The sequence below is a fragment of the Rhodopseudomonas palustris genome, assembly GCF_003226555.1.
Taxonomy (GTDB): domain Bacteria; phylum Pseudomonadota; class Alphaproteobacteria; order Rhizobiales; family Xanthobacteraceae; genus Rhodopseudomonas; species Rhodopseudomonas palustris_I.
This window is the reverse complement of the sequence record NZ_QKQS01000026.1, coordinates 364,271-385,407: the sequence shown is the minus strand read 5'-3', so window position 1 is coordinate 385,407 and position 21,137 is coordinate 364,271. Positions and strand designations below refer to the sequence as shown.

21 protein-coding genes are annotated in these 21,137 nt (G+C 65.7%); 5 read left to right on the top strand and 16 right to left on the bottom strand.

Annotation, left to right across the window (positions count from 1 at the left end; all coding sequences use genetic code 11):
• Positions 1-85 precede the first annotated feature (85 nt).
• The 4 genes from urtD to urtA form a co-directional block, all read right to left on the bottom strand.
• Entirely contained in the window at positions 86-841 is a 756-nt protein-coding gene (urtD, locus tag DNX69_RS22200) for an urea ABC transporter ATP-binding protein UrtD (protein ID WP_110788153.1), read from the bottom strand.
• Positions 842-851: 10 nt separating this feature from the next.
• A complete protein-coding gene (gene urtC / locus DNX69_RS22195) occupies positions 852-2,003 on the bottom strand; it encodes an urea ABC transporter permease subunit UrtC (RefSeq protein WP_110788152.1) in 1,152 nt (383 codons plus the stop codon).
• 14 nt (positions 2,004-2,017) lie between these two features.
• On the bottom strand, positions 2,018-2,944 hold the full coding sequence (gene urtB, locus DNX69_RS22190; protein WP_110788151.1) for an urea ABC transporter permease subunit UrtB: 927 nt from the start codon (positions 2,942-2,944) through the stop codon (positions 2,018-2,020).
• 171 nt (positions 2,945-3,115) lie between these two features.
• Complete coding sequence (urtA, locus tag DNX69_RS22185) at positions 3,116-4,378, bottom strand: urea ABC transporter substrate-binding protein (protein WP_110788150.1); 1,263 nt, start codon at positions 4,376-4,378, stop codon at positions 3,116-3,118.
• A gap of 255 nt (positions 4,379-4,633) precedes the next feature.
• Between urtA and DNX69_RS22180 the strand changes: the two genes are divergently transcribed.
• Together DNX69_RS22180 and DNX69_RS22175 are read left to right on the top strand one after the other, a co-directional pair.
• Positions 4,634-8,002 carry a hybrid sensor histidine kinase/response regulator gene (locus tag DNX69_RS22180; protein WP_110788149.1) on the top strand — a complete coding sequence of 1,123 codons (3,369 nt, stop codon included), beginning with the start codon at positions 4,634-4,636 and terminating at the stop codon, positions 8,000-8,002.
• Positions 7,992-8,918 (top strand): response regulator transcription factor, encoded by a 927-nt coding sequence (locus DNX69_RS22175; protein WP_110788148.1) that lies wholly within the window; start codon positions 7,992-7,994, stop codon positions 8,916-8,918. The genes DNX69_RS22180 and DNX69_RS22175 overlap by 11 nt, the downstream gene beginning before the upstream one ends.
• Before the next feature lie 47 nt (positions 8,919-8,965).
• On the opposite strand, the gene DNX69_RS22170 is transcribed toward DNX69_RS22175, so the two are convergent.
• The 6 genes from DNX69_RS22170 to DNX69_RS22150 are packed head-to-tail and all read right to left on the bottom strand — an operon-like array spanning position 8,966 to position 13,021.
• Positions 8,966-9,922 (bottom strand): YihY/virulence factor BrkB family protein, encoded by a 957-nt coding sequence (locus DNX69_RS22170; RefSeq protein WP_110788147.1) that lies wholly within the window; start codon positions 9,920-9,922, stop codon positions 8,966-8,968.
• A 31-nt stretch (positions 9,923-9,953) separates the two neighbouring features.
• The gene (locus DNX69_RS26385) at positions 9,954-10,112 is read right to left on the bottom strand and encodes a hypothetical protein (protein ID WP_165825309.1); all 159 of its coding nucleotides are present in this window, start codon (positions 10,110-10,112) and stop codon (positions 9,954-9,956) included.
• A gap of 5 nt (positions 10,113-10,117) precedes the next feature.
• Positions 10,118-10,831 (bottom strand): hypothetical protein, encoded by a 714-nt coding sequence (locus tag DNX69_RS22165; RefSeq protein ID WP_110788146.1) that lies wholly within the window; start codon positions 10,829-10,831, stop codon positions 10,118-10,120.
• Entirely contained in the window at positions 10,828-11,223 is a 396-nt protein-coding gene (locus DNX69_RS22160; RefSeq protein WP_110788145.1) for a phage holin family protein, read from the bottom strand. Before DNX69_RS22160 ends, DNX69_RS22165 begins: the two co-directional genes overlap by 4 nt.
• Positions 11,204-11,818: a hypothetical protein gene (locus DNX69_RS22155; RefSeq protein WP_110788144.1), complete on the bottom strand. Its 615-nt coding sequence runs from the start codon at positions 11,816-11,818 to the stop codon at positions 11,204-11,206. Before DNX69_RS22155 ends, DNX69_RS22160 begins: the two co-directional genes overlap by 20 nt.
• A 15-nt stretch (positions 11,819-11,833) precedes the next feature.
• Positions 11,834-13,021, bottom strand: a complete 1,188-nt coding sequence (locus DNX69_RS22150) for a hypothetical protein (protein WP_110788143.1) — start codon at positions 13,019-13,021, stop codon at positions 11,834-11,836.
• 327 nt (positions 13,022-13,348) lie between these two features.
• On the opposite strand from DNX69_RS22150, the gene DNX69_RS22145 reads away from it, so the two are divergent.
• Entirely contained in the window at positions 13,349-14,857 is a 1,509-nt protein-coding gene (locus DNX69_RS22145) for an AMP-binding protein (RefSeq protein WP_110788142.1), read from the top strand.
• 248 nt (positions 14,858-15,105) lie between these two features.
• Here DNX69_RS22145 and DNX69_RS22140 read toward each other — a convergent pair whose 3' ends face one another.
• The 6 genes from DNX69_RS22140 to DNX69_RS22115 form a co-directional block, all read right to left on the bottom strand.
• Positions 15,106-16,371 carry a type II toxin-antitoxin system HipA family toxin gene (locus tag DNX69_RS22140; RefSeq protein WP_110788141.1) on the bottom strand — a complete coding sequence of 422 codons (1,266 nt, stop codon included), beginning with the start codon at positions 16,369-16,371 and terminating at the stop codon, positions 15,106-15,108.
• Positions 16,368-16,595 carry a helix-turn-helix domain-containing protein gene (locus DNX69_RS22135; RefSeq protein ID WP_110788140.1) on the bottom strand — a complete coding sequence of 76 codons (228 nt, stop codon included), beginning with the start codon at positions 16,593-16,595 and terminating at the stop codon, positions 16,368-16,370. The genes DNX69_RS22140 and DNX69_RS22135 overlap by 4 nt, the downstream gene beginning before the upstream one ends.
• Before the next feature lie 134 nt (positions 16,596-16,729).
• Positions 16,730-17,587 carry an energy transducer TonB family protein gene (locus tag DNX69_RS22130; RefSeq protein WP_110788139.1) on the bottom strand — a complete coding sequence of 286 codons (858 nt, stop codon included), beginning with the start codon at positions 17,585-17,587 and terminating at the stop codon, positions 16,730-16,732.
• Complete coding sequence (gene exbD / locus DNX69_RS22125) at positions 17,584-18,018, bottom strand: TonB system transport protein ExbD (protein ID WP_110788138.1); 435 nt, start codon at positions 18,016-18,018, stop codon at positions 17,584-17,586. The genes DNX69_RS22130 and exbD overlap by 4 nt, the downstream gene beginning before the upstream one ends.
• Positions 18,019-18,022: 4 nt before the next feature.
• The gene (exbB, locus tag DNX69_RS22120) at positions 18,023-18,823 is read right to left on the bottom strand and encodes a tonB-system energizer ExbB (RefSeq protein ID WP_234827047.1); all 801 of its coding nucleotides are present in this window, start codon (positions 18,821-18,823) and stop codon (positions 18,023-18,025) included.
• A gap of 41 nt (positions 18,824-18,864) precedes the next feature.
• Entirely contained in the window at positions 18,865-19,104 is a 240-nt protein-coding gene (locus tag DNX69_RS22115) for a hypothetical protein (RefSeq protein ID WP_133256037.1), read from the bottom strand.
• 42 nt (positions 19,105-19,146) lie between these two features.
• Between DNX69_RS22115 and DNX69_RS22110 the strand changes: the two genes are divergently transcribed.
• Positions 19,147-19,995, top strand: a complete 849-nt coding sequence (locus DNX69_RS22110; protein WP_110788136.1) for an enoyl-CoA hydratase — start codon at positions 19,147-19,149, stop codon at positions 19,993-19,995.
• 3 nt (positions 19,996-19,998) lie between these two features.
• A complete protein-coding gene (locus DNX69_RS22105) occupies positions 19,999-21,135 on the top strand; it encodes an acyl-CoA dehydrogenase family protein (RefSeq protein ID WP_110788135.1) in 1,137 nt (378 codons plus the stop codon).
• Positions 21,136-21,137 lie beyond the last annotated feature (2 nt).

The following is a 21,137-nucleotide window of genomic DNA, read 5'->3' as shown; positions in this document are numbered from 1 at the left end:
CCCTCACCCGCCGCGCAAGAGCGCGTCGACCTCTCCCCGCGCGCGGGGAGAGGTGAGGCTGCTATCGAGGCGAAGGTCATCATCCTCAATGCCCCAGATAGACTTCGACGACCTTGGGGTCGTTCTTGACGACGTCCATCGTGCCCTCGGACAGGATCTGGCCCTGGTGCAGCACGGTTACTTTGTGGGCGATGTCCTCGACGAACTTCATGTCGTGCTCGATCACCAGCACCGAGCGGTCTTTGATGATGGTGTGGAGCAGTTCGGCGGTCTTGACGCGCTCGGACACGCTCATGCCGGCGACCGGCTCGTCGAGCATCAAGAGATCGGGGTCCTGGATCAGCAGCATGCCGATCTCGAGCCACTGCTTCTGGCCGTGGCTGAGCAGATCGGCGCTCATGCCGAGCTTGTCCTTCAGGAAGATCGCCTCGGCGACTTGTTCGACACGTTCGCGCACCGCGGCGGTGCGCTTGAACGTCAGGGCGCCGAACACCGAACGGCCCTGCGGATAGGAGATCTCCAGATTCTCGAACACCGTGAGGTCTTCGTAGATCGACGGCGTCTGGAACTTGCGCCCCACCCCGGCCTGGACGATCTGGTTCTCCTTCATCTTGGTGAGATCCTTGCCGCGGAAATGGATCGCACCGGAGGTCGCTTTGGTCTTGCCGCAGATCAGATCCAGCACCGTGGTCTTGCCGGCGCCGTTGGGGCCGATGATGACGCGGATCTCGTTCTCCTCGACATAGAAGGACAGATCGTTGACCGCCTTGAAGCCGTCGAACGAGACCGTGAGACCTTCCACGGCGAGCAGGAAGTCGGGTTGTTGATGACCGATCAGCATGACTGCCTCCTCATTCCGCCGGGGCGCCGTCGGCCACCGGGCCGAACGACTTGCCGCTGGTCGGATCCGAACCGGACTTGCGCTTCACGATCAGCTTGCCGAACAGCGGCTGGACGTAATCGCGCCAGATGCCGGCGAGACCATTCGGGAAGATCAGCACCACCGCGATGAACAGCGCGCCGAGGCCGAACAGCCAGAGCTGCGGGAAGGATTCCGACAGGCTCGTCTTGGCGAAGTTGACGAGCAACGCGCCGTAGACGGCACCGAAGATCGACAGCCGGCCGCCGACCGCCGTGTAGATCACCATCTCGATCGACGGCACGATGCCGACGAAGGACGGCGACATGAAGCCGACGTTGAGGGTGAACATCGCGCCCCCGATGGCGGCGAAGACCGCCGCGAGGCAGAACGCGAAGATCTTGAAATTGGCGACGCTGTAACCGGAGAACCGCACCCGGTCCTCCTTCTCGCGCATCGCCACCAGGATGCGGCCGAGCTTGGCGTGGCGCACGAACAGCGCCAGCAGGATGCAGCCGAACAGGAACGCGACTTCGACGAAATACAGCACCACCTTGGCGTGGTCGGGGCGGATGTCCCAGCCCTTCAGCGTGCGCAGATCGGTGATGCCGTTGATGCCACCGGTGTAGCCCTGCTGGCCGATGATCAGGATGGTCATGATCGCGGCGATCGCCTGGGTGATGATGGCGAAGTAGACGCCGCCGACCCGCCGCTTGAACATCGCCGCGCCGACCAGGAAGGCGAACACCGCCGGTACCACCAGAATGGCGATCACCGTCAGGGTGAGGCTGTGGAACGGCTGCCAGAACCACGGGATGTGGGTGATCTGGTTCCAGTCCATGAAGTCCGGGATGCCGGGGGTGGACTGGATCTTGGTGTTCTCGACGCTGGAGGCCTCCAGCTTGAGATACATCGCCATGCAGTAGCCGCCGAGGCCGAAGAACACGCCCTGCCCCAGGCTGAGGATGCCGCCGAAGCCCCAGCACAGCACCAGCCCGAGCGCGACGAAAGCGTAAGTCAGATACTTCGCGACCAGGTTGAGACGGAACACGTCCAAGGACAGCGGCAGGATCACCACCAGGAGCAGAGCGAGGACGGCGAGACCGAGCAGATCGGTACGACTGAGAAAGCGCGGGCTTTCCATGACGAAGGCTCCTGTTACTTGCGGACCTTGAGGGCGAACAGACCTTGCGGACGCACCATCAGGATCGCCACGATGGCGAGCAGCGTCAGCACCTTGGCCATCGAGCCGGACATGAAGAACTCCATGGTCGACTGCGCCTGCGAGATGCTGAAGGCGGATGCGATGGTGCCGAACAGGCTGGCGGCGCCGCCGAACACTACGACCAGGAAGGTGTCGACGATGTAGAGCTGGCCGGAGGTCGGCCCGGTGGAGCCGATCATGGTGAAGGCGCTTCCGGCGATGCCGGCGATGCCGCAGCCGAGGCCGAAGGTGTAGCGGTCGACCTTCTCGGTGTTGATGCCGACGGCGCCGGCCATCACCCGGTTCTGCACCACGGCGCGCACCTGGCGGCCCCAGCGCGACCAGAACAGGACGTAGGACACCGCCAGCGTGATCAGCACGGTGAGCGCCATCACGAACATGCCGTTGATCGGAATTTCGATGGTGTCGGTGACCTGCTTGGAGCCGAGCATCCATTGCGGCAGCTCGACGCCGACCTCGCGGGCGCCGAAGATCGACCGGTAGGCCTGCTGCAGGATCAGCGACAGGCCCCAGGTCGCCAGCAGCGTGTCGAGCGGGCGCTTGTAGAGGTGGCGTATCAGCGCCCACTCCACCAGCATGCCGAGCGCCCCGGAGGCGATGAACGCCAGGATCATCGCCAGGAAGAAGTAACCGGCGAACAGCGACGGCAGATAGGATTGGAAGAAGTTCGACGTCATCCAGGTGACGTAGGCGCCCAGAATCATGAACTCGCCGTGCGCCATGTTGATGACGCCCATCTGGCCGAAGATGATCGCCAGCCCGAGCGCCATCAGCACATAGACGGAAAACAGAATGAGTCCCGCGAAGCCCTGCATCGCGAAGATCGCGCCAAGATCGCCTAACGAGTAGTCGCCGAACATGATTCGCTTCCCTGAGATTGAATTGATCCGGACGCGGCGGAGTCGCCGGCGCCGCCGCTCAACCAGCCGTCATGCGCGGGCTTGACCCGCGCATCCATCGTCCGAAGAGGATGGATCGCCGGGTCGAGCCCGGCGATGACGATCGAGTGCGTGGTCGGCGCCTGACGCCGCTTACTGGTAGCCCTTCGGGAACGGATCGGGCTCGACCAGGTCGGCGGTCTCGTAGATCAGTTCGTACTGACCGTCCGCCTTGGCGCGGCCGACGCGGGTCTTGGACCAGAGATGATGGTTCTCGTGGATCCGGACGTAGCCTTCCGGCGCGCCCTTGAACTCGACGCCCGGGGACGCCGCCGCGACCTTGTCGATGTCGAACGAGCCGGCCTTCTCCACCGTCAATTTCCACAGCCACGGGCCGAGATAGGCAGCCTGGGTGACGTCTCCGATCACCGTCTTCGGCCCCCACATCTTGTGGAACGCCTCGACGAACGCCTTGTTGTTCGGGTTGTCGAGCGACTGGAAATACTTCATGCAGGCGTATGCGCCCGCGATGTTCTCGCCGCCGATGCCGTCGATTTCGTCCTCGGTCACCGAGATCGTCAGCAGCGTCTGCTTCGACAGGTCGATGCCGGCGGCCTTGAGCTGCTTGTAGAACGCCACGTTGGAGCCGCCGACGATGATCGCGTAGATCACGTCCGGCTTGGTCAGCTTGATCTTGTTGATCACCGAGTTGAACTGAGTGTGGCCGAGCGGGAAGTATTCTTCGCCGACGACCTTGCAGCCCGTCAGGTGGTTCTCGATGTGCTTACGGGCGATCTTGTTCGAGGTGCGCGGCCAGATATAGTCGGAGCCGAGCAGATAGAAGCTCTTGGCGTTCTTGGTCTTGTTGACCCAATCGAGGCCGGCGATGATCTGCTGGGTGGCTTCCTGGCCGGTGTAGATGACGTTCTTGGACTGTTCGAGGCCTTCGTAGAAGGTCGGGTAGTACAGCATGCCGTTGTATTGTTCGAACACCGGCAGCACCGCCTTGCGCGAGGCCGACGTCCAGCAGCCCATCACGGCGGCGCATTTGTCGTTGACCAAGAGCTTCTTGGCCTTCTCGGCGAAGGTCGGCCAGTCGGAGGCGCCGTCTTCCTGCACGAACTTGATCTTGCGGCCGAGCACGCCGCCGGCGGCGTTGATCTGCTCGATCGCCAGCTTCTCGGCCTGCACCGAGCCGGTCTCGGAGATCGCCATGGTGCCGGTGACCGAGTGCAGGATGCCGACCGTGACCTCAGTATCCGTCACCGCGAGTCCGGTCGTATTGACCGCAGAAGTTGCAGGCACATCGGCGAACGAGGTGCGCGGCAGCATCGTGAGGGCGGGGATCGCCGCCATCCCCATCAGCAGTTTACGCCGGAGCGGCGAGTTCAGGCCCGTCTTGGTTTCGTCTGACATTAACTACCCCTTCGTGGTTCGTGGACGCGAGTGCAGTCGGGGTAAACGATCGACGAATTCGGCGGCTGGACCGATACGCAAGATCACGTATGTTGCATCGCAAGATCGCGACGTAGGTTTTTTCAAGGCGCCGGGACTTAGTCCGGTGCCGCAACAACGAGCTCGAGGCCGGCAAATTACGCGCGCCGTGACGGCAAATCCGGCAACATCGCCGGCGGATCGGCGCTAGGATCGAGCAGAAACGAGGAGAAGCGCGTGGCGGGGCGGCAGCGTATCGATCGCGTCCGGCGCCAGTACAATCAGTGGGTCGCCAACCAGACCCTCGAAGACTACGCGCTTCGCTTCACCGCCAAGAGCTCGCGCCGCTGGTCGGCAGCGCGCGTCGCCAACACCGCGCTCGGCGCGATCTCGTTCCTGGCACTGGAAGCGATCGGCGGCACCATCACGCTAAACTACGGCGTCACCAACGCCACCGCGGCGATCCTGGTGTGCAGCGTGGTCATCTTCTGCTGCGGCCTGCCGATCGCCTATCACGCGGCCAAATGCGGCGTCGACATCGATCTGCTGACCCGCGGCGCCGGCTTCGGCTACATCGGCTCGACCATCACGTCGCTGATCTACGCCTCGTTCACCTTCATCTTCTTCGCGATCGAAGCGGTGATCCTCGCCAATGCGCTGGAATTGTGCTTCGGCCTGCCGTTGCCGATCGGCTATTTCTTCAGCGCGGTGATCATCATCCCGGTGGTGACCTACGGCATCACGCTGATCAGCCGGTTCCAACTTTGGACCCAGCCGTTCTGGGTGCTGCTGCACATCCTCCCGTTCGCGGCGATCGCGATCAAGAGCCCGGAATCCTTCGTCGGCTGGACGCAGTTCGCCGGCGAGCACGGCAGCCCGGACGGCAAGCTGGATTTGCTGCTGTTCGGCACCGCCGCCTCGGTGGTGTTCGCGCTGGTGGCGCAGATCGGCGAACAGGTCGACTTCCTGCGCTTCCTGCCGCGTGATCGCCGCGCCTCGCACGGTGCCTGGTGGATCGCGATGATCAGCGCCGGCCCGGGCTGGATCGTGCCCGGCGCGCTCAAGCTGCTGGCCGGATCGTTCCTGGCCTATTTCGCGCTGAGCCACGGTACTCCGCCGGACCAGGCGGCGGAGCCGGCGCACATGTATCTCGAAGCGTTCCGCACCGTCCTGGAACAGCCCGGCTTGGTGCTGGCGCTGACCGGCGCGTTCGTGATCCTGTCGCAGATCAAGATCAACGTCACCAATGCCTATGCGGGCTCGATCGCCTGGTCGAACTTCTTCTCCCGGCTGACCCACAGCCATCCCGGCCGCGTCGTCTGGCTGGTGTTCAACGTGTTGGTGGCGCTGCTCTTGATGGAGATCGGCGTCTACAAGGCGCTGGAACACACGCTGGCGCTGTACTCCAACATCGCGATCGCCTGGGTCGGCGCGCTGGTGTCCGATCTCGTCGTCAACCGGCCGCTCGGACTGCGGCCGCGCCATATGGAGTTCAAGCGCGCGCATCTGTACGACATCAATCCGGTCGGCGTCGGCTCGATGACGATCGCCACCGTGGTGTCGATCAGCGCGTTCTACGGCGTGTTCGGACCGACCGCGAACGCGCTGGCGCCGTTCGTGGCGCTCGTCGTCGCTTTCGTCACCGCCCCGGTGATCGCCTTCGCCACCGGCGGCCGGTTCTATCTGGCACGCAAGCCGAAGCGGGCGTGGCAGGGCGTGGAGTCGATCAAGTGCTGCATCTGCGAGCACTCGTTCGAGCCTGAGGACATGGCCTATTGCCCGGCCTATGCAGGACCGATCTGCTCGCTGTGCTGCTCGCTCGATGCGCGCTGCCACGATCTGTGCAAGCCGCATGCGCGGATCGACGCGCAGTTCACCAGCGCACTCGGCAAGATGCTGCCGCAGCGCGCCTACGAGCTGCTGAACTCGCAGCTCGGGCACTATCTCAGCGTATTCGCGGTGTCGACCGGACTGATCGGGCTGTCGCTGTTCCTGATCTATCTGCAGGTTGGAATAGCCAGCGAGGCACAGCGGATCGAGCTCGCCGAGGTTCTGTGGAAGCTGTTCTTCGCACTCACCATCATCGTCGGCGTCGTGAGCTGGCTATTCGTGCTGGCGCGGCTCAGCCGGCAGGCGGCGGAGGCCGAGACGCGGCGGCAGACCACGCTGCTGATGCAGGAAATCGACGCCCACCGCCAGACCGACGCCGAGCTGCAGCGCGCCAAGGAAGCGGCCGAATCCGCCAACCTCGCCAAGAGCCGCTACGTCGTCGGCCTCAGTCATGAGCTGCGCTCGCCGCTCAACGCGATCAGCGGCTACGCGCAGCTGTTGGAGCAGGACTCCACGCTGCCGCCGCGCCCACACGATCAGATCCGGCTGATGCGGCGCAGCGCCGATCATCTGTCGGGACTGATCGACGGCCTGCTCGATATTTCGAAGATCGAAGCCGGCCGGCTGTATCTGTCGCGCGACGAGGTGCGGTTCGGCGAATTCCTCGATCAGCTCGTCGGCATGTTCCGGCTGCAGGCCGCCGCCAAGGACGTCGAGTTCGTGTTCAAGCGGCCGCAATATCTGCCGCCGATGGTCTATGCCGACGAGAAGCGGCTGCGCCAGGTGCTGATCAACCTGTTGTCGAACGCCATCAAGTTTACCCAGCAAGGCAGCGTCCACTTCATCGTGCACTACCGCAATCCGGTGGCCGAACTCGAAGTCCGCGACACCGGTCCCGGCATTCATGCCGACGACCTCGAACGCATCTTCGCGCCGTTCGAGCGCGGCGCCCTCGGCGCCGCACAGCCGCACAGCGGCACCGGACTCGGCCTCACCATCAGCAAACTGCTCGCCGGCGTGATGGGCGGCGACCTCACCGTCACCTCGACGCCGGGCAAGGGCTCGGTGTTTCGGGTCAAGCTGCTGCTGTCCGAGGTCACCAACCCGACCCGCACCCGCTCGATCCGCGCGCCGGTGCTCGGCTATCACGGCCCGCGCAAGACCATCCTGGTCACCGACGACGATCCGGCGCAGCGCGGCCTGCTGCAGGACGCGCTGGCGCCGCTCGGCTTCATCGTGCTGGTCGCGACCGACGGCTATTCCTGCATCGATCTCGCCGAACATTGCCAGCCCGATCTATTCCTGCTCGACATCTCGATGCCCGGCATGGACGGCTGGACGGTGGCCGAGACGCTGCGCTCTCAGGGCCATCATCACGCCCGGATCCTGATGCTCTCGGCGAGCGCGCTGGAGGCGCACGGCACGCTGCTGTCGCAGCCGTTCCACGACGCCTATCTGATGAAGCCCGTCGATATTCCGCGGCTGCTCGAACTGATCGGCCAGCTCCTCAAGATCGACTGGATCTACAAGGGCGAAGCCACCGCGACGTCGGACAACGCTACCGAGATTCAGCACCCGCCGATGCAGCACGTCGAGGAATTGATCGAGCTCGGCAAGATCGGCTACATCCGCGGCATCGAGTCGAAGCTCGATCAGATCCACACCGATTATCCGGAAACCTGGGCGTTCGTGTCGCGGATCCGAACGATGGTGGAGCAATTCGACCTCGATTCCTACATGAAAACGCTGAACACGCTGTATCGCCATGACCAATGATATGAAGAAGCGCGATATCGCCCTGGTCGTCGACGACTCTCCGGAGACGCTCCGGATGCTGACCGACGCGCTCGACGGCGCGGGCATGACGGTGATGGTCGCGCTCGACGGCGCCGCGGCGATGCGGATCGTCGAACAGATCACGCCGGACATCATTCTGCTCGACGCGGTGATGCCCGGCATGGACGGCTTCGAAACCTGCCGGCGGCTGAAGCGCAGCGCCGGCCTGTCCGACGTGCCGGTGATCTTCATGACAGGGCTGTCGGAGTCCGAGCACATCGTCCGCGGCCTCGAAGCCGGCGGCGTCGACTACGTCACCAAGCCGATCGCGATCGTCGAAATGCTGGCGCGGATCCGCGTCCATCTGAACAACGCGCGCGTCAGCCAGAGTGCGCGCGCCGCGCTGGACGTCTCCGGCCGCTTCCTGCTCGCGGTTGATCGGCTCGGCAGGGTGCTGTGGGCGACACCGCAGGCACAGAAGCTGCTCGCCGCCGACGACGCAGCCGAGGACGGCCTGCGACTCGATCTGCCGAAGCCGTGGCTGGAATGGTTGGAGCAGATCCATACCGGGCTCGCCCAGCCGAAGATGCCGATGAAGTCTTCGATGCTGCGCAACGACGAACTGCGACTGCAATACATGGGCAAGCTCGGCCCCAACGAATTCCTGCTGCGGCTGGCGCGCGACACCGCCACCGACGCGCCGGCGCAATTCTCCGCCGAATTCGGCCTTACCAGCCGGGAGAGCGAAGTGCTGGCCTGGCTCTCCAAAGGCAAGACCAATCGCGACATCGCGCAGATCCTGGGTCTCAGCCCGCGTACCGTCGACAAGCACCTCGAGCAGATCTACGCCAAGCTCGGCGTCGAGAACCGCACCGCCGCAGCCGCGATTGCGACCAACGCGAGCCGGCGAGATTGATACGCGTATCAAGCAATCGAATGACTATCACCGCACACGGCGCCGCCTTAAGAGCTGGCCGGCGTGTTGTGGGCGCGGCCGGCGCGGGCTTCGATCTCGGCGTTGAGTTCGCCGCCGACCAGCACCACGATCGCGGTCATCCACATCCAGATCATCAGGCCGATTGCCGCGCCTAGCGAGCCGTAGGTCGCGTTGTAGTCCGCGAAATTCGCGAGATAGTAAGACAGCGCCGCCGAGCCGGCGAGCCAGCTTAACGCCGCCAAGACACTTCCCGGTACTACCCAGCGCCACGGAGGCGCCGGCCGGTTGGCCGCAGTGCGATAGAGAATCGCGAGCCCGCCGAGCGTCATCAGCGCCAGCGCCGGCCAGCGGCCATAGTCTATCGCCACCGCCACCAGGCTGCCGAGCCCAACGCGCGCCAGCACGATCGGTGCCGCGATCACCAAGCCGATCGCCGCCAGCACAGCGCACAAGGCGCCGAGCGTGAACAACAGCGAGAACGCGTTGAGCTTGAAGAAACCGCGCTCTTCCTCGACGTCGTACACGACGTTGAGAGCGTCGATCACCGCCTTAACGCCACCATTGGCGCTCCACAATGCCAATGACAGGCTGATGAGGAATGCAAGACCGAGCTTGGCTTGACCGTTCGCGAGCACGCGGCCGACCTGATCCTGGATCACCGAATAAGTTCCGGCCGGCAGCACCGCCGACAATTCTGCGAGGTGTCCACGGATCGTCGCCCCATCGGTGAAAAGTGCGTAGGACGACACCAGCGCGGTGATAGCGGGAAACAGCGCGAGCAGCCAATAGAACACGACGCCGGCCGCGACCAGCAGCAGCCGGTCGTCACCGATGCGAGTGTAAGTGCCGAGCGCAATTCTCTTCCACTGATCGCTCAGAACCTGCCAGGGCGAGTCGAATCGCCTCCGCGTCTCGTTCGGGCGGCGACGTTCAGATGCGCGCCATCCTCGGCGCGCGGCAATGCTCGGCTCCGCGGCGGTCATCTGATCCCGACTGTTGGATGTATGTGGACTTCTAGTGCGTCTCGGAGTTTTGCCAGCGTTCCAGATCCGGCCTGTCGGGCGGATTCTGGTCGTCGACTTGCGAGCTTTGTCCCGGCTTCTTCCAGGGCTCGCGCGTTCCGCTCTTCATCGCATCGTCCGGGCGATCATCGGGTGCCTTGTCGTCCGCCATCGCGATCACTCCAACCGCACGTTGTCTTCGGCCGCCTCGGCGACCCGCTTGGCCTTTTCGCCGACCTCGCGCGCCGCCGCTACCGCGGCCTCCGGCGTCAGTCCCTGACGGCGAGCCTCTTCGGCCGCGGCGCCGGCGACGTCTCGTGCCATCTCGCCGGCACGCGCCGCCTGCTGTCGCGCGTAGTCGCGCGCCTGCGCCATCATCTCGTCACTGGTGTCGCCGAACAATTCGCGCTCGGTGTCGGTCGCCGGCAGCGACGCCGCAATCCCTGCGCCGATCGCCACGCCAATCGCGCCGAGCAGCAGTGGCTGCTCCTCGAACAGATCACCAAGCTTCAACTTAGCGCTGTCGAATAGATCGGCCCCGGTCTCAGGTATCGCACGGCCGAACTCGGTCGCCCGATCGATTACGTCGGCGCTGCGGTCGCGGGCCGCACGCACGGTCTCTGCTGCGGCGCTTGCGGCACTGTCGCGAACCTCCGATAGTCGGTCGCCGACATCGGCAAAGCGTTCGCCGACCCGGTCGAGCGCGTCAGAGGCGACATCCGGCACGTGGTCGAGCCCGGCACTCCGCACGATTCGCCCCGCGCCGGCCTTGGCACGGTCGCCGGTGAACAGCCACAACAGACCCATGCCGATCAACGCAGTCGACACAGGATTGCGCCGCATCGCGCCGCCGAGATCGCCGATCAAAGGCAAGCCATCCCTCTTGGTCATCGCATCAACTCCCCGGCTGCTTTCTTGTCGCGCTGTAATTGTTCGATCGTCATCTCCGGCTTCAGCGCCTCCGGCGACATCCGGTTGGCTCCGAAGCCGATCAGCACCGCCGCAATGCCGGTGGTGCAACCGCCGACGATCAGATACGCGACCGAGCTCGCAAAACCGTGCTCGACCAGCGCCGCGGCGGCAGCCATCAGCAGGACCACCAGCCCTGGGATCAGGATCACAGCGCCGGCGCCGATCATCATCGCCGCCCGGCCCACCTGCCCGATCTTGTCGGACATCTCGGCACGCGCCAGCTCGAATTCGTTGCTGACCAGCTTGGCGAACTGCGTAAACGCGTCGCCGACCAGATCCGGAATCGAGCGATTAGGATTCGGTTCGGTCATCATCGAAACTCCGGTTAGGTTCAGCGTCGACGACGCGGCTGCCGCGCGTACCTGCCGAGCTCTTCAGGAAACGCACGGCGCCGAAGCCGGCGAGCACAGCCAAGCCGAGAAACACGGTCGGCTGCCGCCGCGCGAAGTCCTGTACGCCGTGCACGAGATCGGACAGGTCGCCGCGCTGCACAGTGTCTGAAATATCCTCGACCTTGTTGGCCGCCTTGCGCATGTAGACCCCCGCGATCGGCAGATCATCGTCGAACTCGCGAGAGGCGCGCCGGATCGCATCGGCAATATGGGCGACGTAGTCGGCACCGGCCTGCTTTTCTTCATAGGCGCGGCGCTTCAACGACTCGCCGGCCTCGGCCGCGAAATCCTTCGCGGTTTCGGCGAACTCCTCGGCCTTGGCGCGGGCGGCCTCGGCCGACTCGCTTGCGACGCCAACGATCCGTTCGCGCAGATCGCGTTCGGGTTCGGCTTCCGCGCCGCCGGTTTCCATGGTGCGCTCCTGCGGGTCCTTTTTGGCCGATTTCGGCGGCTGTTGACGACCGCCATTGTTTCCGCCCGTGGCGCCAGGTGTCTTTACGATCTGCTCAGCCATATGCCCTGTCTCCGATCAATGCTTGTTCTGCGAGGGCGGCGACGCCTCGAACGACGCCGCGGCGGCCTCGGCTACCTTGCGGACGCGCTGGCCGAGATCGCGGACGTTTTCGGAAATGTCTTCGCCGGTAAGTCCCTGCTGCTCGGCCTCCCGCACCGCTCCCTGATAGGCGGCCCGGCCCTTTTCGGCACCGCGAGCGGCGGCCTCACGGGCGCGTTCGCCGACCTGCCGGCCGACTCGCTTGCCGCCGGCGCGGACGCGCGGAAAGGCACTGGCTATCAGTCCGCCGATCAACAGCCCGGCTCCCGCGACCAGCAAGGGATGGTCGGTCACGGTGCGCTTGGCGGTGGTGGTGGCGCGTTGGCCGAAATCGGTGGCCTGATCGCGCAGGCGCTCGGCCGCATGCATGCCGGCGTCGCGGGTGTCGTGGATCGTTTCCCGCACTCTGGTCGCCGCATCGGCGGCGCGGTCGCGGACCTGCCCGGCAGCGTCGCGCACGGTGTCGGCCACCGCACTGGCGATGCCGGTGCCGCGCGCTGCGAGCTGGTCGGCTTCACCGGCGAACGCCTCGCCGGTCGCCGTGGCACGGCGGCGCAGATCCTCACCGCTGTGCGCGACGCTGCGGCTAAGGTCGTCCCCCCTATGCTTGAGATCGGCCGCGGTGGCAACGGCGGCCTGGCGAAACTCTTCTGCGCGGCTGTTCACGGCTTCACTGGCGGCACCGATCGCACCGGCGGCGTATTCGCGCGCCGCGATGGCTGTGTCGGCGGCATCGGCCGAGAATTCGCGCGCGCGGCGGTCTAGGTCACCGGCCAGATCGCGCGCCTTGTCAGATGCACGCTGCGTGAGTTCGGTGCCCGAGCGGGTGCCGGCGAGATACAGCCCGGCACCGATCATCAGCACTGGTGTCGGGATAGCGCGAATGATCCTCCACAGCGGATAGGCCAGCGTCCCGCCGACCGCAACTGCCTGCACCGGATTGTTGCGGATCGAATGGCGGACGCCGTCCGCCAGCTCCTCGCCACGCGACTTGATATAGCTGTTGACCTCGGCCTTGATGGCGGTCGGAGAGTATTTCTCGCGCACTTCGTGGGCGGTATCGGTCACCGTGGCACGCAACTGCCCCACGGTCTCGGTCAGGCCGGCCCGGGCGCGCTCGGTGTCGCGGCGAATTTCTTCCAGGCTTCGGTTGTCGTTGGCCATGAGGTGCCTCCAATCCCTAGTGTTGCGTCCCCAACTCGGCCGGGTCGGCTATGTTCCTTGCCACAATCCATTCACAGAGATGGGGATTCGGGAACAGCGGGGGAAGCCGGCGGCCCTTCAGAAGACGAAATTGGTTGGCTCGACGCGAGCCCGACGAGCCATTTTGGCGGTAGCGAGATCCAGGCTTGAGCTCGTTCCGGGATCATGCTTTCCGCAATTCGAAGATGTTCGCTACAAAGCAGATGCGCACGGCGGCACACCGGCCGGCGCGACAATCCGGGCGAGCCGCCAGCGAGCGAACACAGCCCGACCGAGGGGGACGAAACGATGGCGCTTCACGATTTCACGCTGGCCGACGTCTACCGCCGCAACGCGGCGTTGTTTCCGGAGCGCACCGCCTTCGTGGTCGACGGCGTTCGCCTGACCCACCGCGACTATCTGGCGCAGGCTGAGCGGCTGGCGAGCGGCCTGCTGCGCGACGGCGTACAGCCCGGCGACCGGGTGGCGATCCTGTCGCAGAACTGCATCGAGATGGTCGAGCTGATCGGCGCGGTGGCGCTGATCGGCGCGATCCTGCTGCCGGTGAATTACCGGCTCAACGCCGACGAGATCGCCTTCGTGCTCGGCGACGGCGCGCCCAGTGTGGTGATCGCCGGCACCGATTATCGCGACATCGTCGCCGGCATGCTGCCCGCGCTCGGCAGCGTGAAGAAAGCCTATGCGATCGGCGGCGGCAGCGGACCGTTCGCGCCGTTTTCCGACCTCGCCTCCGACGCCCCGCTCAACCCGCCAGAGTTCGGCGCCGCCGACGGCTTCGTCATCATTCACACCGCCGCGGTCGGCGGCCGGCCGCGCGGCGCGCTGATCTCACAGGGCAATCTCCTGATCGCGCAGAGCTCGCTGGTCGAGGCTTGGCGGCTGACAGAGGCTGACGTCAATCTCGGCATGCTGCCGCTGTTTCACGTCACCGGCCTCGGCCTGATGCTGACGCTGCAGCAGGCCGGCGGGATGAGCGTGATCGCCGCGAAGTTCGATCCGGCGCAGGCGACGCGCGACATCGAAGCCCACAAGGTGACGGTGATGGCCGAATTCGCCCCGATGCTGGGCAACATTCTCGATCAGGCCCAGCCGGCGCAGCTCACAAGCCTGCGCGCCGTGACCGGACTCGACACGCCGGAGACGATCGAGCGGTTCGAAGCCACCTGCCCGGACGCAACGTTCTGGGCCACCTTCGGCCAGTCCGAGACCTCGGGCCTGTCGACGTTCGCGCCGTATCGCGACCGGCCGAATTCCGCGGGCCGGCCGCTGTTCTGGCGCACCGTCGCGGTGGTCGACGCCGAGGACCGGCCGCTACCGGCCGGCGAAGTCGGCGAGATCGTGCTGCGCGGCCCGACGGTGTTCAAAGGCTATTGGAACAATGTCGCCGCCACCCAGCACGCGTTCCGCAACGGCTGGCATCACACCGGCGATATGGGCCGGTTCGACGCCGACGGTTACCTGTTCTACGCCGGCCGCGCGCCCGAGAAGGAGCTGATCAAGACCGGCGGCGAGAACGTCTATCCGGCCGAGGTCGAAGGCGCATTGAAGCAGCATCCAGCGATCGCCGAAGCTGTCGTGATCGGCGTCCCCGATCCGCAATGGAGCGAAGCCATCAAGGCGGTGTGCGTGTGCAAGCCCGGCCAGAGCATCGCCGCCGACACCCTCGCCGAATTCGTGGCCTCGCTGATCGCGCGCTACAAGAAGCCAAAGCACGTCGTGTTCGTCGAGGCGCTGCCGAAAGACGCAAAGGGCGCGATCGACCGGGCTGCGGTGAAGGCGTCGCACGGGCAGGGATAGAGCGTTTCATCGATTGATTGAAGCGGACTTGAGCCTTGCCAAGTGGGCTAAAAGTCCTCATCCGGAGGAGCCCGGCGTAGCCGGGCGTCTCGAAGGATGAGGAGCCGCAGGGCCTGCAGCGCATGGTTCGAGACGGCGCTGCGCGCCTCCTCACCATGACGTTGAGCCTGTTGTGAGCAGTCCGAAGCACAGTCCCGATTCTATCAAATACAGAACTGCTATAGATCCTTGCGCCGCGCTCGCACGGATTAGTCCGCAGCCTTCTCCGCGATCCGCAGCAGATGTGTTGCACGCGTATCGATCACCGAGCGAACCGTCTCGAGAATCGGATGATCGATTCCGGCGTCGCGTAGCTCTGCGAGCAGTTCGTCGGCAGCGGCGCCGATCCGGCCGGCCAACTCGCTCAGGTTCTTGACGAGCAAGCGCTGCGCGCTGCGCGTTCCGGGCATGAACGCCTGCCACTGCTCGAGCAGGATCGTATCCGGAACATTGCGGCCGCCGATCTTCATCGCGAGCTTTTTGGCGAGCCGCGGATAGGCGGCCGTACAGACGACGTCGTAGAGGGGCGCGAGGTCGGGGCGCGCGCTCTGATACAGCAGGGCGTAGTTCTTTCCGTGCGCATCGGCATTGCCGACCAGATAGTGGAAGATCAGCATCCTGATGAAGCTGAGCCGGCCGGCGGCCGGACGCGCCGTGGCACGGTCGATCAGATCAAGACAACGCTGCACGCCCGGCCCGCCCTCGTCTTCGTATTTGAGCTCGGGTGGCACGCTCAACGTCTGACAAAAATCTTCCTGATGCAGACGGATGATCCGGCCACCTGGCTGTTTCATGCGGTCGTATCGCTCGATGAGCAGGAACGTGGTCTGCTCGCTGCGACGTAACGCGACGTCCGGTGCCGGCAGTTTCAGACGTGCGGCAAGACGCATGCAGAACAGCTCGTTCTCGACGCTGCCGTCGAGCGCCTGAATGAAGGGCTTGAGGATATGCGTCGTCGGCCGGCCGCCTCGCGCCAGGCCGATCGCATCGCCCTCCACGCAGACGGCGAGCTTGTCTTGCGCTCCAGCGAGCGAAAGCCGAACGCCCTCCTCGCCTCCGAGCAGCGGACGGTCGCGCAGCTTGCTGATGATATCCTGGAGGCGCGCAGGCGTGAGCAACTCGATGCCATCGTCGTCGGCTGGCGGAGGAACATGTCCGACTGCGCACAAGGACAGCGCGCCGGCGCATTCACCGCCAATGACTTCGAGTAGTCCGAAAGCGTTGCCGGCCGAGAGGCCGAGCACACCTGCCAGACGCTGTCGTGCGCCTCCGTCGGGCAACAGGCCGGAGAAAAACGGCCGCGCGATGCGATCGCCATAGGGCTCTTCCCGCAACGGCATGGAAAACGAGACGGCGGATGAACCCGGCGCTGACAAATAATCGGAATCGTAGACGTAACTCAGGGCCCCAGCCTCGTCCTGGCTGAGAGCGCCCGCCTTGGCGTCTCGAAAGAACACGTCCAGTCGGCGGCTCAAGGCGCGCGCTCCCGTCCGCTGCCGACCGACACCGTCAAGCCCAGAGCGGCGGCGACCTGAAGCGCACGTCCGATTTGGCAACTCGGTTTGCCGGCCTCCAGCTCGCGCACAAAACGCACGCCAACACCGGTTAGGCCGGCGAGCTCCTCCTGGGTGAGCCGCTGCGCCTTCCTTTCCGCGCGGATCAGCGAGCCAAACCGCTCGGCGTCGATCACTGACTGCATAATCACCCCTTTCGGGATGATTATAGCATCAGATCAGAGCTTTTCCAGATAAACGAACCGATCGGGATTATTGTGAGCCGCACCGTCGTTTCACAACAAAATAATCCCGATCGGGATGATTCACTTCGACCGATTTACTGCAGCGAGAACCGCACCGGGACGGTGAAGCTGAGCGACGATTGGGTGATCTCGCTCGGGATCGGCGGCAGCGGCTGGGCGCGGCGGATCATCGCCATGGTCTCGGCATCGAGCGCAGCATGGCCGGAGCTGCGCGCCAGCCGGCTGCTGAGCAGCTGGCCGCCGCGGCCGACCGTGAACGACAACATCGCGGTGCCCTGCTCGCGGGTCGCCCGAGACGCAGCCGGATATTGCTTGTAGCGGGCAAGATGCGCGGCCAGCCGGTCGCGATACGACGGCAGTGCCGCAGCGGCGGCGGCGCGCCCGGCGTTCGGCGCCGCGGCAAGCGCCGCCCGACGCTCGGCCTTCGGCGCAGCGGTGGTGCGCGGCGCAGGCGGATGCCGATGCGGCTTCGACGGCGCCGCAGCGCGCTTGGTCCGATCAGGTCGAACCTCCTCGCGCTTCGGCTTGGGCTCTTCGCGCTTGGCCGGCTCGGCCACGGCGGGCGGCGACGGCAACACCGCTTCCGGCGCCGGCAACGACGGCGCCGGCGGCTCGGGCTGCTGCGCCGCGAGCTGCTGCGGAGGTTCAGGAGCCGGCGACGGTAGCGGCGGTTTCGCCTCCTCCTGCGGGGCCGGCGCTTCCTGCATCTGCGGCCCCGGCGCGAGATCCTGCGGCTGCAGCGCGGGCGCGGCGGAGGACGGCGCCATGTCGACCAGGATTGCCGGCATCTCCACGCCGGGCGACGGCGCCTGCTGATACCAGGCGACCGCCGCGGCGATCAGTGCGAAATGCGCCACCACGATCGCCGCCGCCGACAGCAGCCATTGGCTGCGGCCGCGGCGGGGCGTCTCGTGCAGCACGTAGTCGTTCATGGCTCGTCCCGGCCGTCGAGCCCGACCAGCGCGACCTTCAGATAGCCGGCGTCGCGCAGCAGGTTCATCACCGCCATCAGCTCGCCATAAGCCACCGCCTTGTCGGCCCGCAGGAAGATGCGTTCGTCCTTGTTGCCGCCCGTCGCGCTCTGCAGCGCAGACGCCAGTGCGTCGCGCGCCACGATGGTCTCGCCGACCGCCAGCGTCAGATCCGGCTGAACCGACAGATAGACCGGCTTGTCCGGGCGCGGCTGCGGCGCCGCGGTCGAGGCCGGCAGATCGACGCCGATGTCGACGGTGGCGAGCGGCGCCGCGACCATGAAGATGATCAGCAGCACCAGCATCACGTCGATGAACGGCGTGACGTTGATCTCGTGTGCGATCTCGAGATCGTCCTCCGCCAGCCGCCGCCCGCCGAGCCGCACGCCCATCGCGTCACCCCGCCCGCATCTGCCGCGCCGAACGGCCGCGATCGCGGCTGACCAGCAGCAGCACCTGGGCTGAGGCATCGCCGAGCAGCGCACGATAATTGGCGATGGCGCGGACCAGATAGTTGTAGATCACCACCGCCGGCACTGCGGCGACGAGGCCGAGCGCAGTAGCGAGCAGCGCCTCGGCGATGCCGGGCGCGACCACCGCGAGATTGGTCGTGTGCGCTTCGGAGATGCCGATGAAGGCATTCATGATGCCCCACACCGTGCCGAACAGGCCGACGAACGGCGCCACCGCGCCGATGGTGGCGAGGATGCCGGTGCCGCTGGCGATCTTGCGCGCCATCGCCGCCTCGGCCCGCTCCAGCCGCAGCGCGACGCGCTCCTTGAAATCGGCGTCGAAATTCCAGCCCGACAGGCTGCCTTCGCGCGCCGCGGTCTGGATCAGTTGCGACACCGCGTCATGCGCGCCTTCGCTGCCGCGGCCGAGTTCAGCCAGCGTGGTATCGGCTTCGAGCTTGGCGAGGCCGGCGCGAGCGCCGGCGGTTTCGCGCCGCAGCTCGATGGTCTTCGACAGCCACACCGTCCAGGTCGCGAGCGACGCCAGCGCGAGGCCGGCCATCACCACCTTCACGACGATGTCGGCGTTCTTGAACATGCCCCACGGCGACAGATCGCGCGGCAGACTGGCGAGGTCAGCGGCTGCAAAAGCGGCGCTGCCGAGCAGCAGCGCGACCGCGGCGCCGAGCGCGCCGGCACGAACGAGATGGCGGATCATCGGCGTGACGCGGAACGGCGGCATCATCCACTTTCGACAGGCAAGGAGGTTCGGCGCGGGGCCGCAAGCTATCGCACGGATCGCCGGCTGCCCGAAATCAATTCTGGCACCGCCGAACCGATACTGAACGGCCATCGCATAATCACGCCGGACGCGGATTGTTCTGGCTCAATGCGGGTGGTTTCCGGAACCAGTGCGATCGCCAGCGGCTCTTTGCCGCCGCGCTCCACCGCGCGGAATTCCGCGGCAGGTGCGGCAGACAAGCTGTTTGCAGTCGCGCCCGCGACCTGCCACACTCTGCGGAACACAACCGGCGCCATAAGCCGAGACAACAAGAAACGGGAGGATGGATGAGCTCCTACGAAACGATCCTGGTCGAGCGACCGGATCCAGCGGTCGCACGTATCGTGATGAACCGCCCCGACGCGCGCAACGCGCAAAATCTGCAGATGACCTACGACCTCAACGCCGCGTTCGACGACGCGGTGCAGGACGACAGCGTCAAGGTCATCATCCTTGCCGGCAACGGCCCGCACTTCTCGGCCGGCCACGATCTGCGTGCCACCACCAAGAACGAAGCCGGAGTCGACTTTCCACCGGTCGGCGCCTGGGGCGGCTTTCGCGAGCCCGGCGCGCACGGCCGGATGGCGCGCGAGCAGGAGATCTATCTGCAGATCACAAGGCGCTGGCGCAATCTGGCCAAGCCGACCATCGCCGAAGTACACGGCAAGTGCATCGCCGGCGGGCTGATGCTGGCCTGGGCCTGCGACCTGATCGTCGCATCGGACACTGCCGAGTTCTGCGATCCCGTCGTGACGATGGGCGTGTGCGGCGTCGAATGGTTCGTGCATCCGTGGGAGCTCGGCCCGCGCAAGGCCAAGGAGCTGTTGTTCACCGCCGATAGCTGGAGCGCGCAAGAAGCCCATCAGCTCGGCATGGTCAATCACGTCGTGCCCGCCGCCGAACTCAGCGACTTCACGTTGCAGCTCGCGCTACGCATCGCCGCCAAACCCGCTTTCGCGCTGAAGATGACCAAGGAAGCGGTAAATCGCTCGGTGGATATTCAGGGGCAGCCGGCCGCGATCGATCAGGCGTTCGCGCTGCATCAGCTTTGTCACGCTCACAATCTGCAGGAGTTTGGAATGATCGTCGATCCCTCGGGACTGCATCCGTCGGTACGCAAGCAAGTGAAGGTGTAAGCGATGGATCTGACGCCGAGTGACGAGCAGCGGCTGCTGCGCGAAAGCGCCGACCGCTTCATCGCCGAGACCTATACGGCCAAGCTGCGCGAGCACAACGCCAAGGAGCCCCACGGCTTCAGCGAAACGATCTGGAAGCAGTTCGCCGGGCTCGGCTGGCTGGCGCTGCCGCTGCCCGAGGCCCATGGCGGCATCGGCGGCGGTGCGATCGAAGTCGGCATCCTGATGGAAGCGTTTGGACGCGGCCTCGTCAGCGAGCCGTATCTGTCGACCGTAGTGCTCGGCGCCGGCCTCGTCGCCGAACACGGCCGCGACGAGCAGAAGGCGGCGCTGCTGCCGAAGGTCGCGGACGGCACGCTGCGGCTCGCTTTCGCGCATGCCGAACGCGCGGCGCGTGCGGATCTGTCGCGTGTCGACACCACCGCGCGCAAAGACGGCGACGGCTACGTGCTCGATGGTGCCAAGGTCGCGGTGCTGGACGGCGCGTCGGCCGATCAGTTGATCGTGTCAGCGCGGCTGGCGAACAATGGCAGCGGCTCGCTGCGGCTGTTTCTGGTTCCGCGCAACGCGGCGGGCCTGACGCTTGCCGACTATCCGCGGCTTGGCGGCGGCCGGGCCTGCAATCTCACGCTGCAAGGCGTGCGGGCGCCGGCCGAGGCGATGCTCGGCGGCGATGTCGATGCCTATCCAGCGGTCGAGGCGGTGGTCGATCGCGCGCTGGCCGCGATGTCGGCCGAAGCGGTCGGCATGATGCAGACGCTGACCGACAAGACGCTCGACTACACCAAGGTGCGCAAACAATTCGGTCGGCCGCTCGCCGCCAACCAGGTGATGCGGCATCGTCTCACCGACATGTCGGTGCAGGTCGATGAAGCCCGTTCGATGGCGCTGCGTGCCGCGCTGAAGGCCGAAGCCGATGCCGCCGAACGCGGACGCGCCGCCTCCGGCGCCAAGGCCAAGATCGGCAGGGGCGCGCGCTTCGTCGCCGAGCAGTCGGTGCAGCTGCACGGCGGCATGGGCGTCACCGAGGAGCTCGATGTCGGCGCGTATTTCAAGCGCCTGCTGGCGTTCGAGACGCTGTTCGGGGGCAGCACCCATCATTATCGCCGCCACGCCGCGCTCAGCGGCCGGCCTGTTTAAGC

What these genes read in the sequence shown, in the direction of transcription:
- DNX69_RS22165 (WP_110788146.1), bottom strand. Translation starts at nt 10,831, where the DNA reads ATGACCAAGAGGGATGGCTTGCCTTTGATCGGCGATCTCGGCGGCGCG.
- exbB (WP_234827047.1), bottom strand. Translation starts at nt 18,823, where the DNA reads ATGATGCCGCCGTTCCGCGTCACGCCGATGATCCGCCATCTCGTTCGT.
- urtD (WP_110788153.1), bottom strand. Translation starts at nt 841, where the DNA reads ATGCTGATCGGTCATCAACAACCCGACTTCCTGCTCGCCGTGGAAGGT.
- DNX69_RS22145 (WP_110788142.1), top strand. Translation starts at nt 13,349, where the DNA reads ATGGCGCTTCACGATTTCACGCTGGCCGACGTCTACCGCCGCAACGCG.
- DNX69_RS22135 (WP_110788140.1), bottom strand. Translation starts at nt 16,595, where the DNA reads ATGCAGTCAGTGATCGACGCCGAGCGGTTTGGCTCGCTGATCCGCGCG.
- DNX69_RS22110 (WP_110788136.1), top strand. Translation starts at nt 19,147, where the DNA reads ATGAGCTCCTACGAAACGATCCTGGTCGAGCGACCGGATCCAGCGGTC.
- exbD (WP_110788138.1), bottom strand. Translation starts at nt 18,018, where the DNA reads ATGGGCGTGCGGCTCGGCGGGCGGCGGCTGGCGGAGGACGATCTCGAG.
- urtC (WP_110788152.1), bottom strand. Translation starts at nt 2,003, where the DNA reads ATGGAAAGCCCGCGCTTTCTCAGTCGTACCGATCTGCTCGGTCTCGCC.
- DNX69_RS22160 (WP_110788145.1), bottom strand. Translation starts at nt 11,223, where the DNA reads ATGACCGAACCGAATCCTAATCGCTCGATTCCGGATCTGGTCGGCGAC.
- DNX69_RS22130 (WP_110788139.1), bottom strand. Translation starts at nt 17,587, where the DNA reads ATGAACGACTACGTGCTGCACGAGACGCCCCGCCGCGGCCGCAGCCAA.
- DNX69_RS22155 (WP_110788144.1), bottom strand. Translation starts at nt 11,818, where the DNA reads ATGGCTGAGCAGATCGTAAAGACACCTGGCGCCACGGGCGGAAACAAT.
- urtA (WP_110788150.1), bottom strand. Translation starts at nt 4,378, where the DNA reads ATGTCAGACGAAACCAAGACGGGCCTGAACTCGCCGCTCCGGCGTAAA.
- DNX69_RS22170 (WP_110788147.1), bottom strand. Translation starts at nt 9,922, where the DNA reads ATGACCGCCGCGGAGCCGAGCATTGCCGCGCGCCGAGGATGGCGCGCA.
- DNX69_RS22175 (WP_110788148.1), top strand. Translation starts at nt 7,992, where the DNA reads ATGACCAATGATATGAAGAAGCGCGATATCGCCCTGGTCGTCGACGAC.
- DNX69_RS22105 (WP_110788135.1), top strand. Translation starts at nt 19,999, where the DNA reads ATGGATCTGACGCCGAGTGACGAGCAGCGGCTGCTGCGCGAAAGCGCC.
- DNX69_RS26385 (WP_165825309.1), bottom strand. Translation starts at nt 10,112, where the DNA reads ATGGCGGACGACAAGGCACCCGATGATCGCCCGGACGATGCGATGAAG.
- urtB (WP_110788151.1), bottom strand. Translation starts at nt 2,944, where the DNA reads ATGTTCGGCGACTACTCGTTAGGCGATCTTGGCGCGATCTTCGCGATG.
- DNX69_RS22150 (WP_110788143.1), bottom strand. Translation starts at nt 13,021, where the DNA reads ATGGCCAACGACAACCGAAGCCTGGAAGAAATTCGCCGCGACACCGAG.